This is a genomic window from Kitasatospora sp. NPDC058063 (assembly GCF_042885395.1).
GTDB lineage: Bacteria > Actinomycetota > Actinomycetes > Streptomycetales > Streptomycetaceae > Kitasatospora > Kitasatospora lactacystinica.
Window position 1 is genome coordinate 132,940 of sequence record NZ_JBHVSD010000005.1, and the last position, 17,732, is coordinate 150,671.

General features: G+C 77.5%; 1 protein-coding gene. It reads left to right on the forward strand.

The window, feature by feature from the left end:
* Window positions 1-76 precede the first annotated feature (76 nt).
* Window positions 77-17,728, forward strand: coding sequence for a non-ribosomal peptide synthase/polyketide synthase (locus tag ACFVUY_RS10490; RefSeq protein WP_387728945.1), 17,652 nt, complete (start codon window positions 77-79; stop codon window positions 17,726-17,728).
* The last annotated feature ends 4 nt before the right edge of the window (window positions 17,729-17,732 follow it).

The window sequence follows — 17,732 nt, forward strand, 5'->3', positions numbered from 1 at the left end:
TTCCTCCGGGCCCGAGGGCGGGCTACCGCCTGCCCCGGTGCCCTCGTCGTCGCCCCCATCGGAAGGACCTTCCGCCATGGCCGACCGGCCTGCCCAGCCCGTGCACCCGTCCGCTCCGCCGCAGGCCGGCGGCGGCACCGGAGCCCCCGGAGGCACCTCCCCGACGCCCCGGACCCTGGACGCGCTGTTCGCCGCCCAGGCGGCCCGCACCCCGCTCGCGCCCGCGGTGACCGACGGCCGGCGCAGCTGGACCTACCGGGACCTGGCGGAGCGCGTCGAGCGGCTGGCCCGCGATCTGCGCCGGCGCGGCGCCGGCCCGGAGCGGACGGTGGCGCTGGTCCTGCCGCGCTCCATGGAGCTGGTCGCCGCCGAACTGGCCGTCGCCCGGGCGGGCGCCGCCTTCCTGCCCGTGGACCCGGGCTACCCCGCCGAGCGGCGGGCGCTGATGCTCGCCGACGCGGCCCCCGCGATCGTCCTGGACGACCCGGCCGCCGTCCGCGAGGTCCTGGAGACGGCCGCGCCCGCAGGCCCGGACGTGCCGGGCAGCCCGGCCGGCACCGACCACCCGGCGTACGTGATCTACACCTCGGGCTCCACCGGCACCCCCAAGGGCGTCGTCGTCACCCACCGGGGGATCGCCGGCTTCACCGCCGCGGCCGTCGAGAACTACGCGCTGCGGCCCGGCGACCGGGTGCTCCAGTTCTCCTCGCCCAGCTTCGACGCCTCCGTCCTGGAACTGTTCGTCTCCGTCCTCACCGGCGCCACCCTGGTGATCCCCCCGGACGGCCCCTGGCTGGGAGAGGAGCTCGCGGCCGTCCTGGACGAGCACCGGATCACCCACACCCTGATCCCGCCCGCCGCCCTGGCCACCGTCCCCGCCGGCGCGGGCCGCCACCTGCGCACCCTGATCGTCGGGGCCGAGGCCTGCTCCGCCGAGCTGGTCGACCGCTGGGCGCCCGGCCGACGGATGATCAACTCCTACGGTCCGACCGAGGCCACCATCGTCGCCACCTGGACCGGCCCGCTCACCGCCGGCACCGGGTCACCCACCATCGGCGGCGCCCTGCCGCACGCCCGGGTGCACGTGCTCGACGAGGCCATGCGGCCCCAGCCGCCCGGCACCGACGGCGAGCTGTACCTCGGCGGCGAGGGCGTCGCCCGCGGCTACCTCGGCCGACCCGGCCTGACCGCCGCGCGCTTCGTCGCCGACCCCTTCGGCGCGCCCGGCGCCCGGCTCTACCGCACCGGCGACCGGGCCCGCTGGAGGGCCGACGGGGAACTGGAGTTCCTCGGCCGGCTCGACCGGCAGGTCAAGGTCCGCGGCTTCCGGATCGAACCGGGCGAGATCGAGGCCGCGCTGCGCGCCCACCCCGCCGTCGACCAGGCCGTCGTGACGGTCCGCGAGGACGAGCCCGGCCACACCCGGCTGGTCGGCTACGCCACGCCCGCCGACCCGCGGCACGCCCCCGACCCGGCCGAGCTGCGCGCCGCCCTGGCCGCCGCGCTGCCCGCCCACCTGGTGCCCGCCGCCGTCGTCGTGCTGGCCGAGTTCCCGCTCACCCCGCAGCTCAAGATCGACCAGCGGGCGCTGCCCGCACCCGCCCGGCAGGCCGCCGCCGGACGCGCCGCCCCGCGCACCGAGCGGGAGCGGGCCCTGGCCGCCGTCTGGGCCGAGGTGCTCGGCCACGACGCCGTGGGGGTGGAGGACGACTTCTTCGACCTCGGCGGCGACTCCGTCCTCGCCGCCCGCACCCTGACCCGGATCACCGAACGCCTCGGCGTCCGGCTCACCCTGCGCGACGTCTTCACCGCCCGCACCGTCGCCGCCCTCGCCCCGCTGCTCGACGCGGTGCCCGCCGCCGCACCGACCGGGCCGATCCCGCCCGCCCCGCGCGGGGAGCCGCTGCCGCTCTCCAGCGCCCAGCGCCGGCTCTGGTTCCTGGACGACCTCGCCCCCGGCGGCACCGGCAACCACACCGGCGTGGCCCTGCGGCTGCACGGCGCCCTCGACCGGGACGCCCTCGACCGGGCCCTGCGGCGGCTCACCGCCCGGCACGCCTCGCTGCGCACCACCGTCGCCACCCTCGACGGGCGACTGGTGCAGCGCGTCGCCGAGCGGGCGGAACTGCCGCTGCGCACCGAGGACCTCGGCGCCCTGCCCGAGGGGGAGCGCGCCCCGGCGGCCGAACGCCTGCTGACCGAGGAACTGCAACGGCCCTACGACCTCGCCCGGGGCCCGCTCGCCCGGGCGCTGCTGGTCCGGCTCGCCGCCGAGGAGCACCTGCTGCTGCTGGCCCAGCACCACATCGTCACCGACGGCTGGTCGGTGGGCGTCCTCACCCGCGAACTGGCCGCCCTCTACCGGGCGGAGGCCACCGGCGAACCCGACGCCCTGCCCGCCCCCGCCCTCCAGTACCCCGACTTCGCCCACTGGGAGCAGCACCGCCGAACCGACCACGCCCCCGACCTCGCCTACTGGAAGCACACCCTCGCCGACCTGCCGACCCTGCGCCTGCCCACCGACCGCCCCCGGCCCGAGCAGCGCACCACCAACGGCGCGGCGCACCGCCACCGGCTGCCGGCCGACCTGGTCGACCGGCTGCGCCACCTCGCCGCCGGCCGCGGCACCACGGTGTTCACCCTGTTCGCCGGGGCGTGCGCGCTGCTGCTCTCGCGCCACTCCGGCCAGCGGGACGTGGCCTTCGGCACCGTCACCAACGGGCGGGACCGGCGGGAACTGGAGGAGGTGACCGGCTTCTTCGTCAACACCGTGGTGCTGCGCGGCGACGTGGACGAGCGGGCCACCGTCGACGACTTCGTGGCGGGCATGCGCACCACCCTGCTGGACGCCTTCGCCCACGCCGAGGTGCCCTTCGACCGGGTGGTCGAGGAACTGGCCCCGCCCCGCGACCCCGGCCGCACCCCGCTGGTCCAGGTCGTCGTCGTCCAGCAGACCCCCGTCACCCCGGCGCCCGCCGGGGGCCTGCGCTTCGCCGAGCACCCGCTGCCCCGCCCGGCCGCCCGCTTCGACCTGGTGCTGGAGTTCACCCCCGACGACGACGGCGACTGCACGCTGACGGCCGAGTACAACACCGACCTGTTCGACCGGCGGACCGTGACCGCGCTGGCGGACCACCTGCACCGCCTGCTCGCCGGGATGGCGGACGGCCCGCAGCGCACCCTCGCCGAGCTGCCGCTGATCCCCGAGGAGGAGCAGCGGGCGCTGCTCGACGCCTGGAAGCCGGACACCGCGCTGCCCGGGGCGCTCACCGCGTCCGGCGTGCCCGGCCGGACCCGCGGCTACGTCCTCGACCGCGCGCTGCGCCCCCAACCCATAGGCATACCCGGTGAGTTGTACCTCGCGGGCGACTTCCCCGAGCAGCCGGAAGGCGCCGCCGGGCAGTTCGTCGCCGACCCGTACGGCGCGCCGGGGGAACTGCTCCACCGCACCGGGGAGCTGGTGCGGTGGACCGCCGACGGCGCGCTGGAGCACCTCGGGCGGGTCGAGCAGTGGGCGAAGCCCCGCGGGCTGCGGACCGACCCGGACGAGGTGGCGCGGGCGCTGCGGCGCTGCGCCGGCGTGGCCGAGGCGGCCGCCGTCCTCACCGGCGACCCCCGGCGGCTGGTCGGCTACGCGGTGCCCGTCCCCGGCGGCCGGATCGAGCCCGAGGCGGTGCGCCGCACCCTCGCCCTGACCCTGCCCGACCACCTGGTCCCCGCCGTCGTGGTGCCGCTGCCCGCCCTGCCGCTGGGCCCCGACGGCACCCTCGACCGCGGCCGGCTGCCCGACCCCGGGCCGGCCGCCACCGCCGTCCGCCACGTCGCCCCCCGCACCCCCGCCGAACGCGTGCTCGCCGGCATCTGGGCCGAGGTGCTGCGGCTGGAGCGGGTCGGTGCCGACGACAACTTCTTCGACCTCGGCGGCGACTCCATCCTCGGCATCCAGGTGGTGGCCCGCTCCCGGCAGGCCGGGCTGGCGCTCACCTCCCGGGACCTCTACCGCCACCAGACGGTCGCCGCGCTCGCCCTGGCCGCGCAGGACGCCGAGGCACCGCCCGCGCCCGCCCCGGCGGCCGCCACCGGGGAGGCCGTGCCGACCCCGATCCAGCGCTGGTGGCTCGGCCGGGCCGCCGACCGGGCCGGCCACTTCGGCCAGGCGCTCTCCCTGCTGCTGCCCGGCGACCTGGACCGGGCGGCCCTGGAGGAGGCCCTGAACGACCTGGTCGCCCACCACGACGCGCTGCGCTCGGCCTTCACCGCCCCGGACGGCGCCGGCGCCGCGCGCTGGCACATCCGGGAGCCGGCCGCCCGGCTCACCCTGGCCCGGCACACCGGCCCGGACCGGGACACCCCGCACTTCGGCCCCCACGACCTGGGCGGCGGTGGGCCGCTGCTGCGCGCCGTGCTGCACGAGCGCGCCGGGGACCGGCCCCCGGTCCTGCACCTGGCCGTCCACCACCTGGTGGTCGACGGGGTCTCCTGGCGGGTGCTGCTGGAGGACCTCGACACCGCCTACCGCGCCCGCCGCGAGGGCCGGGACGGGGCGGCCGCCCTGCCGGGCAAGTCCTCGCCGCTGCGGCAGTGGGCCGAGCGGCTGAGCGCCTTCGCCGCCGAGGGCGGCTTCGAGGACGAGACGGAGTACTGGGCGCGGGCCGTGCCCGGGCAGCCCGGCGACCCGTTCCCCGCCGAGCTCGACGGCCCCGACACCTACGCCACCGAACGCTCCGTCACCGTGCGGCTGAGCCCCGCCGACACCGCCGCCCTGCTGCGCACCCTGCCCGACACCTACCGCACCCAGGCCAACGACGTGCTGCTGAGCGCCCTCGGCCGGGCGCTGTGCGGGGCGAGCGGGCTGGAGCGGGTCGTGGTGGACGTCGAGGGCCACGGGCGCGAGGAACTGTTCGCCGAGCTCGACCTCGGCCGTACGGTCGGCTGGTTCACCACCCGCCACCCCGTCGCCCTGGCCGTGCCCGCCGGAGCCGACTGGGACACCGTCCTCAAGCAGGTCAAGGAACAGTTGCGCGCCGTCCCCCGGCGCGGCCTCGGCTTCGAGGCGTTGCGGTACCTCGGGCGCCCCGGCACGGCGCCGGACGTCCCGGCCGCCCGGATCGGCTTCAACTACCTGGGCCGCATCGCCCTGCCGGACGACCCGGACGGACTGTTCCGCGGCACCTTCCGGCCACTGGAGCTGGACGCCGACCCCGGCGTGGCGCGCCCCCACCCGCTGGAGGTGGTCGGCCGCCTCGACGGCGACGCGCTGGAGTTCACCTGGTTCCACTCCGCCGCCGTCCACCGGAGCGGGACCGTCGAGGCGCTGGCCCGGCGCTTCGCCGAGGAACTGGCCGACCTCGCCCGCCACGCGGCCCGCCCCGGCGCCGCCGGGCGCACCCCGTCCGACTTCCCGCTGGTCCGGCTCGACCAGGCGGCCGTGGACCGGATCACCGGCGCCGACCCGGGCGCGGTGGAGGACGTGCTGCCGCTCACCCCGACCCAGTCCGGCATGCTCTTCCACGGCCTCGCCGAGGAGGACAGCGGCGCCTACTTCCAGCAGCTGGACTTCGTCCTGGACGGCGTGCCCGACCCGGCCCGCCTCGCCGCCGCCTGGCAGTGGGTCACCGACCGCACCGCGGTGCTGCGCGCCCACGTCCGCTGGCAGGAGGTGCCCGAGCCGCTGCTGGTGGTGCACCGCCGGGCGGCCGTCCCGGTCACCCACCTGGACTGGCGGGAACTGCCCGAGCAGAAGCGCCGCGACCGGCTCGCCGAACTACTGGACCGCGACCGGGCCCGCGGCCTCGACCTGGCGCGGGCCCCGCTCCAGCGGCTGCTGCTGATCCGGCTCCCGGACGACCGGGTGCGGGTGCTCTGGTCCTTCCACCACCTGGTCCTGGACGGCTGGAGCCTGTTCCAGGTGCTCTCGGACGTCTTCGCGGTGCACGCCGCCCTGGCCGGACCGGGCGGGGACGGCGAGGTCCCGTACGGCACCGTGCCGGAGCGCCGGCCCTACCGCGACTACCTGGCCTGGCTGGGCGGGCGCGACCACGCCGAGGCCGAACGGCACTGGCGCACCCGCCTCGCCGGGCTCGCCGAGGCGACACCGCTGCCCTACGACCGCGAGCCGGTGCAGAGCCACCGCGCCGAGTCCACCCGGGCCGTGCCGTTCACCCTGCCCGCCGCCGCGACCAGGGCACTGGAGGACCTCGCCCGCGGCTCCGGGCTGACCTTCAACACCCTGGTCCAGGGTGCCTGGGCGGTGCTGCTGGGCCGCCGGGCCGGCCGGGCCGAGGTAGTGTTCGGCACCACCTCCTCCGGGCGGCCGCCCGAGCTGCCCGGCGTCGAGACCATGACCGGCCTGTTCATCACCACCCTGCCGGCCCGCACCGCGGTGCCCGCGGACGGCACCCTGGTCGACTGGCTCCGGACCCTGCAGCGGGAGCAGAGCGAGGACCGGCGGCACGGCAACGTCGCGCTCACCAGAATGCGGGCCGGCACCGAACTGCCCGAGCAGACCGGCCTGTTCGACAGCCTGGTGGTCTTCGAGAACTACCCCGTCGACGAGGACGCGGCCGACGCCCACGGCCTGCGGCTGCGCGACCTGGACGGGATCGAGACCACCAACTACCCGCTCACCCTGCTGGCCTACCCGGGCCCGGAGCTGTCCCTGCGGCTCTGCTACGACCCGCGGCTGTTCGACGAGTCCACGGTGCGACGGCTGGCCGGACAGCTCACCACCGTCCTGACCGCCCTGCCCGGGGGCGCCCACCGCCCGCCGGCCCGGCTGCCGCTGCTGACCGGCGAGGAACGCCGGCGCGTCCTGGCCGACTGGAACGCCACCGCCGTCGAGGAGCCCGCCGCCGACATCGCCGAACTGTTCGCCGCGCAGGTGCTCCGCACCCCCGCGGCCGTCGCCCTGGAGGCCGGCGACCTGCACCTGACCTACCGCGAACTCGACGCCCGCGCCGCCGAGCTGGCCGGACGGCTGACCGCGCACGGGGTCCGGGTGGAGCAGCCGGTCGGGGTGCTGATGGAACGCTCCGTCGACCTGGTCGTCGCCCAGCTGGCACTGGTGCGCACCGGCGCGGTCTACGTGCCGCTGGACGGCCGGGCGCCGCGCGAGCGGCTGCACCGGATGCTGGCCGGGGCCGGTGCCGACCTGCTGCTCACCGACGCCCACCGGGCCGGCACCGCCGCCGGCCTGCGCCCCGCCGGGCAGGTGCTGCGGGTGGACCTCCCCGGGGACCGGCCGCCGGCGGCGGCCCCGGCGGCCGTCCACCCCGACAACGTCCAGTACCTGATGTTCACCTCGGGCTCCACCGGCACCCCCAAGGGCGTCGCGGTGCGCCGCCGGGACGTCGCCGCGCTCGCCCTGGACCGCGCCTTCGCCGGCCACGACCGGGTGCTGGTGCACTCCCCGCACGCCTTCGACGCCTCCACCTACGAACTGTGGGTGCCGCTGCTGCGCGGCGGCACCGCCGTGCTCGCCCCGCCGCAGGACCTGGACGCCGCCGCCGTCCGGCACGCCGTCACCGAGCGGGGCGTGCGCTGCCTGTGGCTGACCGCCGGCCTGTTCCGGCTGCTCGCCCAGGAGGACCCGGGCTGCCTGCGCGGCGCCCACGAGGTGTGGACCGGCGGCGAGGCGGTGCCCGGCGCCGTCGTCCGCAAGGTCCTGGCGGCCTGCCCCGGCCTCACCGTGGTCGACGGCTACGGGCCCACCGAGACCACCACCTTCGCCACCCGCCGGGCCTTCCGGGCCGGCGACGAACTGCCCGCCGTCCTGCCCATCGGCCGCCCGCTGGACAACACCCGGGTGTACGTCCTGGACGGCGCGCTCCAGCCGCAGCCGCCCGGCGTCACCGGCGAGCTGTACATCGCCGGGGCCGGCCTCGCCCGCGGCTACGCGGGCCGCCCCGGCGAGACTGCCGCCCGCTACCTCGCCGACCCCTTCGGCCCGCCCGGCGAGCGGATGTACCGCACCGGCGACACCGCCCGGTGGAGCGAGGACGGCGAACTGCACTTCGTCGGCCGCGCCGACGACCAGATCAAGATCCGCGGCTTCCGGATCGAACCCGCCGAGATCGAGGCCCGGCTCACCGCCCACCCGGCCGTCGCCGAGGCCGTCGTCTCGCTGTACCAGGACGCCGGGCGCAAGAGCCTCGCCGCCCACCTGGTGCCGGCCGAGGGCGCCGAGCCGCCCGGCGCCGCCGAACTGCGCGCCCACCTGGCCGCCGACCTGCCCGACTACATGCTGCCCGCGGCCTTCGTCACCCTGCCCGAACTCCCGCTCACCGCCAACGGCAAGGTGGACCGCCGGCGGCTGCCCGCCCCCGACCGGTCGACGGGCGGCGACCGCCCCCACCGCGCCCCCGGCACCGACCGCGAGCGGCTGCTCGCCGCGATCTGGGCCGAGCTGCTCGGGGTCGAACGGGTCGGGCTGGACGACGACTTCTTCCTGCTCGGCGGCGACTCCATCCTGAGCATCCAGGTCGTCTCCCGGGCCCGCGCCGCCGGACTCGCGCTCTCCCCGCGCGACCTGTTCCGCCACCCCACCGTCGCCGCGCTGGCCGCGGCCGCCGGCAGCGCCGTCACCGTCGCCGGGACCGAGCCGGTCAGCGGCGAGGTCGGCCTGACGCCGATCCAGCACTGGTTCCTCGACCCGAACCCGCCGCACGCCGAGCACTTCGACCAGTGCGTCGTAGTGGAGGCCCCCGGGGCCGTCGACCCGCGGGCCCTGCGCCGCGCGCTCGCCGCCCTGTGGGCCCACCACGACGCGCTGCGCTCCCGTTTCACCCGCGCCGGGGACGGCACCTGGCGGCAGCACTGCGCCCCCGCCGAGGAGAGCGCCCCCGAGCTGCTGGAGGTCCACGACCACGGCACCGAAGCGGCGGTGACCGAGGCCGCCCACGCCTCCTTCCGGCTGGACGGCGGCCCGCTGCTCACCGCCCGCCTGTTCACCGCCCCGACGGCCACCCCGCAGGCCGACGCGGCCGGCGCCCGGCCCGACCGGCTGCTGCTGGCCGTCCACCACCTGGCGGTCGACGGCGTCTCCTGGCGGGTGCTGCTGGAGGACCTGGAGACCGCCTACCGGCAGGCCGTCGAGGGCCGCCCGCTGCGGCTGCCCGCCCGCACCAGCTCCGTCCGGGAGTGGGCCCGCCGACTGGCCGGGCACACCGCGGCCGGCGGCTTCGCCGACCAGCGCGCCCACTGGGCGGCCGCCGCCCGGGCCTGCGCCACCCCGCTGCCGGTGGACGGCGACGGCGGCAACACCGCCGCCGACCTGCGCGAGGTGACCGTCCGGCTGGACCGCGCACGCACCGAAGCCCTGCTGCGCGAGGTCCCCGGGGTCTACCGCACCCGGATCGACGACGTGCTGCTCACCGCGCTCGGCCGGGTGCTCGCCGAGTGGACCGGGCACGGCACCGTCGCCGTCGGCCTGGAGGGCCACGGCCGCGAGGACCGGCTCTTCGACGGCCTCGACCTGTCCCGGACGGTCGGCTGGTTCACCTCGCTCTTCCCGGTCGCCCTCGACGTCCCGGCGGGGGACTGGGGCACCGCCCTGAAGGCCGTCAAGGAACAGCTGCGGGCCGTGCCGGACCGCGGCCTCGGGTACGGCGCGCTGCGCCACCTGGCCCGGGACGAGGCGCTCGCCGACGTCCCCGCCCCCGGCGTGAGCTTCAACTACCTGGGCCGCTTCGACTGGTCCACCGACGGCGCCGCCCTGGTCCGCGCCGTCCCCGGCGGCCTCGGCGGCGCGGAGGCGCCCGGCACCGAACGCCCCCACCTGCTGGACGTGGTCGCCCGGGTCGAGGACGGCGAGCTGGAGATCGGCTGGTACTACAGCGCCGGCCGGCACCGCGCCGACACCGTCACCGCACTGGCCGAGGCCATGCTCGACGCGCTGGAGCGGATCGTCGCCCACTGCGCCGAACCCGGCGCCGGCGGCCGCACCCCCGCCGACTTCCCGCTCGCCCGCCTCGACCAGGCGGCGGTGGACCGGATCGCCGGGGACGGCCGCACCGTCGCCGACGTCTACCCGCTGACGCCGATGCAGGCCGGGATGCTCTTCCACAGCCTGCTCGACCCGGACGGCGACACCTACGTCAACCAGGTCCAGCTGGTGCTGACCGGGGTCACCGACCCGCACGCGCTGGCCGAGGCCTGGCAGCGGACCGCCGACGCCAACGCCGTCCTGCGCACCCGGCTCAGCTGGCAGGACGGCGCCGAACCGCTCCAGGTCGTCCAGCACCGGGCCACCGTCCCGGTCACCCACCACGACTGGACCGGCCGCCCCGCCGAGCAGGTCGAGCGGGACACCGCCCGGCTGCTCGCCGAGGACCGGGCGGCCGGGATCGACCTGGGCGGCGCGCCGCTGCTGCGGCTGGCCCTGATCCGGCTGACCCCGACCCGGGTGCGGGTGGTGTGGACCTTCCACCACGTGCTGCTCGACGGCTGGAGCGCCGCCCAGGTCTTCGACGAGGTCTGCGAGCGCTACGCCGCTCTGACCGCCGGACGCCGCCCCGCCCCGGTCGAGCGCGCGCCCTACGCCGACTACCTGCGCTGGCTGGCCGGCCAGGACCGGGCGGCGGTCGAACGGTACTGGCGCGACACCCTGGCCGGCTTCCCCGCCCCCACCGAACTGCCCCGGGACCGCCGCCCGGCCGACGCCCACCGCGCCTCCTCCTCGGCCTCGGTGAAGGTCGCCCTCGGCCCCGAGCTGTCCGAGCGGCTGCGGGCCACCGCCCGACAGGCCGGGCTGACCGTCAACACCGTGCTCCAGGGCGCCTGGGCGCTGCTGCTCTCCCGCTACGGCGGCGGCGAGGACGTGGTGTTCGGCACCATCGTCTCCGGCCGGCCCGCCGAACTCCCCGGCGTCACCTCGATGGTGGGGCTGTTCATCAACGCCCTGCCCACCCGGGTGCGGATCGACGACCGGCGCCCGCTGCTGGACTGGCTGCGGGAGGTCCAGGACCAGCAGTCCGAGGCCCGCCGGCACGACGCCGTCTCGCTGGCCCAGCTCCAGGGCTGGAGCGAACTGCCCGGCGGCACCGCCCTGTTCGACAGCATCGTGGTCTTCGAGAACTACCCCTTCGACGCCCGGTCGCTGACCCGGTACGGCCTGGGCGTGGAGACCGAGCACGTGCTGGAGCCGACCAGCTACCCGCTCGGGGTGGTGGTGGCGCCCGGCGAGTCCATCGAGGTCGGCCTCGACCACGACCCGGCCGTCTTCGACGCCGCCACCGTCGAGCGGCTCGGGGCGAGCCTGCGCACCCTGCTCGCCGGGATGGCGGCCGGCCTCGACCGGCCGGCCGGCGAACTGCCGCTGCTGGACCCGGCCGAGGGACGCGAGCTGCTGGAACGCCTCGGCGGCCCGGTGCGCCGGGCGCCCCGGAGCACCCTGCCCGAGGCCTTCGCCCGGCAGGCCGCCCGCACCCCCGACGCACCGGCCGTGCGCTCCGGCGACGACCTGCTGACCTACCGGGAGCTGGACGAACGCTCCAACCGGCTGGCCCGGCTGCTGATCGGCGCCGGGGCCGGACCCGAGCGCTTCGTCGCGCTCGCGCTGCCCCGCACCGCCGAACTGGCCGTGGCGCTGCTCGCGGTGCTCAAGAGCGGCGCCGCGTACCTGCCGGTCGACCCCGGCTACCCGGCCGAGCGGATCGCCTACCTCTTCGAGGACGTCCGGCCCGACGCCGTGATCACCGACGCCGCGACCGAAGGACGGCTCCCCGACGGCCCGTACACCCGGATCGTGCCGGACGACCCGGCCTGCCGGGAACGGCTGGCCGCCGCCCGCACCGACGCCGTCGGCGACCCGGAACGGCACGGCGCCCTGCTGCCGGAGCACCCCGCGTACGTCATCCACACCTCCGGCTCCACCGGCCGGCCCAAGGGCGTGGTGGTCGCCCACGCCTCGGTGCTCGCCCTGACCGACTGGGCCGCCGCCGAGTTCGCCGGCCGGGGACTGGAGCACGTGCTCGCCGCCACCTCGCTCAACTTCGACGTGTCGGTGTTCGAGATCTTCGCGCCGCTGCTCTCCGGCGGCTGCGTGGAACTCCTGCGCGACCTGCTGGCCCTGGCCGAGACCCCCGGCCCCCGGAGGGCCGGCCTGCTCAGTGCCGTGCCCTCGGCCCTCGGCGGACTGCTCGCCGACGGCGCCCTGCGACTCGGCGCGGACACCGTGGTGCTGGCCGGCGAAGGACTGCCCGCCCGCACCGTGCGCACCGTGCGCGAGGCCGTCCCCGGCTGCCGGGTGCTGAACATCTACGGCCCCACCGAGGCCACCGTCTACGCCACCGCCCACACCTGCGACCCCGCCGACCCCGACCGCGACCCGCCGATCGGCCGACCGGTCGGCGGCGCCCGCGCCTACGTCCTGGACGAGCGGCTGCGCCCGGTGCCCGTCGGCGCGCCCGGGGAGCTGTACCTGGCCGGCACCGGCGTGGCGCGCGGCTACCTGCGCCGCCCCGGCCTGACCGCCGGGCGCTTCCTGCCCGACCCCTACGGCCCGCCCGGCAGCCGGATGTACCGCACCGGCGACCGGGTGCGCTGGAGCGCCGACGGCGAACTGGACTACCTCGGCCGCGCCGACGACCAGGTCAAGGTGCGCGGCTTCCGGATCGAACTCGGCGAGGTCGAGGCCGCGCTGGCCCGCCACCCGCAGGTGGCGGCGGCCGCCGCCCGGGTGGTCGACCAGGACGGCCACAAGCGGCTGGTGGGCTACGCGGTGCCCCGCGACGGCGCCCTGCCCGACCCGGCCGAGTGGCGGGCCTTCCTCGGCCGCACCCTCCCCGACCACCTGGTGCCCGCCCTGGTGGTGCCGCTGGAGCGGCTGCCGCTCGGCGCCACCGGCAAGCTGGACCGGCGCGCCCTGCCCGAACCGGTCCCGGCCGCCCGGGCCACCGGCGGCGACCGGCCGCCGCGCACCGGAACCGAGCAGGCCCTCGCCGCGATCTGGCGCGAGGTGCTGGGCGTGCCCGAGGTGAACGCGGACGACAACTACTTCGCCCTCGGCGGGGACTCCATCCTCGGCATCCAGATCGTCTCGGCGGCCCGCCGGGCCGGCCTCGCGCTGACCCCCCGGCACCTGTTCGCCCACCAGACCCTGGCCGAACTCGCCGCTGCCGCCGAACGCGCCCCGAGCCCCGGCACGGACGCCGACCAGGGCGCCGTCACCGGCGAGACCCCGCTCACCCCCGTCCAGCACTGGCTGCTGGACACCCTCGACGGCGACTCCGCCCGGCTCACCCAGTCCGTCTCCTTCACCCTCGCCCCCGGCACCGAGGAGCCCGCCCTGCGGGCCGCCCTGGCCGCCGTCCTGGACCACCACGACGCCCTGCGGCTGCGCTGCGAGCCGCTCCCCGACGGCCGGTGGCGCCAGTACGGCACCGAGCCCGGCCAGGCCCCCGACCTGCGGGTCCACGAGCTGCCCGCCGCCGAGGGCGAGGAACGCGAGAGCACCCTGCGCGACCTCGGCGAACGCCTCGCCGAGGGCTTCGACCTGGCCGCCGGACCGCTGCTGCGCGCCGCGCTCTGCCGCTTCGCCGGCGACCCCCGCCCGGTGCTGCTGCTGGCCGCGCACCACCTGGTGGTCGACGCGGTGTCCTGGCGGATCCTGCTGGAGGACCTGGAGCGCGCCCACCGCGCGGCGGCCGCGGGCGAGCGGCCCGACCTCGGCGCCAAGAGCACCTCCTTCCGGGCCTGGGCCGAACGCCTCGCCGCGCACACCGCGGCCGGCGGCTTCGACGCGGAACTCCCGTACTGGCAGCGCCTGGCCGACGGTGCGGCCACCGCGCTGCCCACCGACCTCGACGGCGCCAACACGGCCGGGACCGAGGAGTCGCTGACCTTCGCCCTCGGCGTCGAGGACACCCGCCGGCTGCTCCAGGACGTCCCGGAGGCCTACCGCACCCGGGTCAACGACGTCCTGCTCTGCGCCCTCGGCCGGGTGCTGGCCCGCTGGACCGGACGGAACCGGGTCCTGGTCACCCTGGAGGGCCACGGCCGCGAGGAACTCCTCGACGGCGTCGACCTGTCCCGCACCGTCGGCTGGTTCACCGCGATGTACCCCGTCGCCCTGGACGTGCCCCCGGACGCGGACACCGGCACCGCCCTGAAGGCCGTCAAGGAGAGCCTGCGCGCCGTCCCGAACGGCGGCCTCGGCCACGGCGCCCTGCGCCACCTCAAGCCGGAGCCCGGCCTCGCACTGCCGCGGATCGGCTTCAACTACCTGGGCCGGCAGGACTGGAACGCCACCCCCGGCGGCCTGCTGCACACCCCGGCCGGCCCGCTCACCGGCGGCATGGACCGCACCGCCCGCCGCCCCCACCTGCTGGACGTGCTCGGCCTGGTCGCCGAGGGCCGGCTCTCCTTCACCTGGTCCTACTCCCGCGAGGTGCACCACAGCGGGACGGTCGCCCGGCTGGCCGCCGAACTGCTGGACGAGCTGCGGGAGATCGTCCGCCACTGCGCCGAACCCGGCGCCGGCGGCCGCACCCCCTCCGACTTCCCGCTGGCCGGCCTCGACCAGGCCGGCGTCGACCGGCTGGCCGGCACCGGCCGGGACGTGACGGAGATCCAGCCCCTCACCCCCACCCAGACCGGCATGGTGGTGCACGGCCTCGACGAGGCCGAACACGGCCTGTACGTCGAGCAGATCACCTTCGTCCTGGACGGCGCCCGCGACCCCGGCCTGCTGGCCGCCGCCTGGCAGCACGTCATCGACCGCACCCCGGTGCTGCGCACCTCGGTGGTGCTGCGGGACGTTCCCGTGCCGCTCCAGACGGTCCACCGGCAGGCGACGCTCCCGGTCACCGAGCACGACTGGAGCGACCTGGGCGCGGCCGAGCGCGAAGCCCGGCTGGAGGACCTGCTCGCCGAACGGCGGGCCCACCCCCTGGCCCTGGACCGGGCCCCGCTGCTGCGGCTCGACCTGATCCGGCTCGGCCCGGACCGGATCCGGGTGGTCTGGGCCTTCCACCACGTGCTGCTGGACGGCTGGAGCGTCTTCCACGTCCTCGCGGACGTGCTGGCCGCCCACGCCGCCCTCGCCCGCGGCGAGCGGCCCGAACTGCCCGAGCGCCGGCCCTTCGCGGACTACGTCGGCTGGCTCGCGGAGCGCGGCACCGGCGCCGCCGTCGAGCACTGGCGCGGCGTGCTGGCCGACCTCACCGCCCCCACCGCGCTGCCCTACGACCGCCGCCCCGCCCCGGGCGACACGGCCCGCTCCGGGGACTGGCTCTCGCACCGGCTGGACGAGGCGGACACCGAGCGGCTCCAGGAGTTCGCCCGCCGCCACCGGCTCACCCTCAACACCGTGGTGCAGGGCGCCTGGGCGCTGCTGCTGTCGCGCTGGAGCGGGGAGCAGCGGGTCTGCTTCGGCACCACCGTCTCCGGCCGGCCCGCCGAGCTGGCCGGCTCCGACGGCATCGTCGGCCTGTTCATCACCACCCTGCCCGCCCGGGTCGCCGTCGACGGCCGCCGGCCCTGCGCCGACTGGCTGCGCACCCTCCAGGAGGAGCAGGCCGAGGACCGCCGCTTCGACCACCTGCCGCTGGCCCGGATGCACGGGCTCAGCCGGGTCCCGCCGGGCACCGAGCTGTTCGACAGCCTGGTGGTCTTCGAGAACTACCCGGTCGGCGACGCCACGGCCGGCGCGCACGGCCTGCTGGTGCGCGAACTCGACGCCCGGGAGGCCACCAACTACCCGCTCACCGTGGTGGTCTCGCCCGGCGAGCGGCTCGCCGTGGAACTCGGTCACGACCCGCGCTTCCTCGACCGGGAGACCGCCCGGCGCCTCACCGACCAGCTGCTGCACACCCTGTCCGCGCTGGCCGACTCGGACGGCACCACCCCGCTGGACGGGCTCGACCTGCTGCCGCCCGGCGAACGCGAGCGGCTGCTGCGCGGCCCGTCCCGCCCGGAGACCGACCCGGTGCCCCCGGCGACCCTGCCCGCCCTCGTCGAGGCCGCCGCGGACCGGTGGCCGCAGGCCGTCGCGCTGAGCGCGGCCGGCCTGGAGCTGACCTTCGCCGAGGCCGAGGCCCTCGCCAACCGGCTGGCGCACCGGCTGATCGCCCGCGGCGCCGGCCCCGGGCGGCTCGTCGCCCTGCTGCTGCCCCGCTCGGCCGACACCGTGCTCGCCGAACTCGCGGTGACCAAGACCGGCGCCGCCTTCCTGCCCGTCGACCCGCACTACCCCGAGGAACGGATCGAGGCGATGCTGCGCGACGCGGCCCCCGCCCTGACCCTGGACGCCAAGGAGGTCGCCGAACTCCTCGCCGCCGAGCCGGCCGGCGCCCCCGGCCACCGGCCCACCGACGCCGACCGGACCCGCCCGCTCGACCCGGACGACCCCGCCTACGTCATCTTCACCTCCGGCTCCACCGGCACCCCCAAGGGCGTCGTCGTCACCCACCGCGGGCTCGCCGCCTTCGCCGCCGCCGAGGCCGCGCACTACCGGGCCGCCCCGGGGGACCGGGTGCTGGCCTTCGCCACCCCCAGCTTCGACGCCTCGGTGCTCGAACTGTGCCTGGCCCTGCCGCACGGCGCCCGGCTGGTGGTGCCCGAGCCCGGGCCCCTGCTCGGCGCCCAACTGGCCGGGCTGCTGCGGGCGGAGCGGATCACCCACACCCTGCTGCCGCCCGCCGCCCTGGCCACCCTGCCGGCCGACACCCCCGGCAGCCTGCCCGACCTCAGGACGCTGATCGTCGGGGCCGAGGCCTGCGGCGCCGACCTGGTCGCCCGCTGGGCCCCGCACCACCGGATGATCAACTCCTACGGCCCCACCGAGGCCACCGTGGTCGCCACCTGGTCCGCGCCGCTGACCGCGGACGGCGCCGCCCCGCCGATCGGCCGCCCGCTGCCCGCCACCGGCGCGTACGTCCTGGACGACCGGCTGCGGCCGGTGCCCGACGGCGTCCCCGGCGAACTGTGGCTCAGCGGACCGGCTCTCGCCCGCGGCTACCTCGGCCGCCCCGGCCTGACCGCCGCCCGCTTCACCGCCGACCCGTACGGGCCGCCCGGCGGCCGGATGTACCGCACCGGGGACCTGGTGCGCCGCGACCGCCACGGCGAACTGCACTACCTGGGCCGCACCGACCACCAGCTCAAACTGCGCGGCCACCGGATCGAGGCGGGCGAGGTGGAGGCCGTGCTGACGCGTCACCCGGCCGTGCTGGACGCCGTGGTGAGCATCCGGGAGGACGAGCCCGGGCTGCCCCGGCTGGTCGCCCACCTGCTGGCCGCCCCCGGCGCCGAACCGCCCACCGGCGCCGAACTGCGCGCCCTCGCCGCCCGCTCGCTGCCCGGCCCCATGGTGCCCACCGCCTTCGCGGTGCTGGAGCGCTTCCCGCTCACCGCGAGCGGCAAGACCGACCGCGCCGCCCTGCCCGCCCCCGGGCCGGAGGAGGCCGGGCCGGCCGAGCGGGTCGCGCCCCGCACCCCCACCGAGGAGGCGGTGGCGGAGATCTGGGCCGAGACCCTGCACACCGACGTCGGCGCCACCGACGACTTCTTCCAGCTCGGCGGCGACTCCGTGCGCGCCCTGCTGATCGCCTCCCGGGCCAACGACGCCTTCGGCGTCACGCTCACCCCCCGCGACGTGCTGGTCTCCCGCACCGTGGCCGCCCTGGCGGACCTGGTCGAGGACCTGGTGCTGAGCGAACTCGAAGCCGCCGCCCTGGGCGGACCCGACGAAGCCGCCACCCCCGGCCGCCCCGACGACGACGAACGGTGAGGAG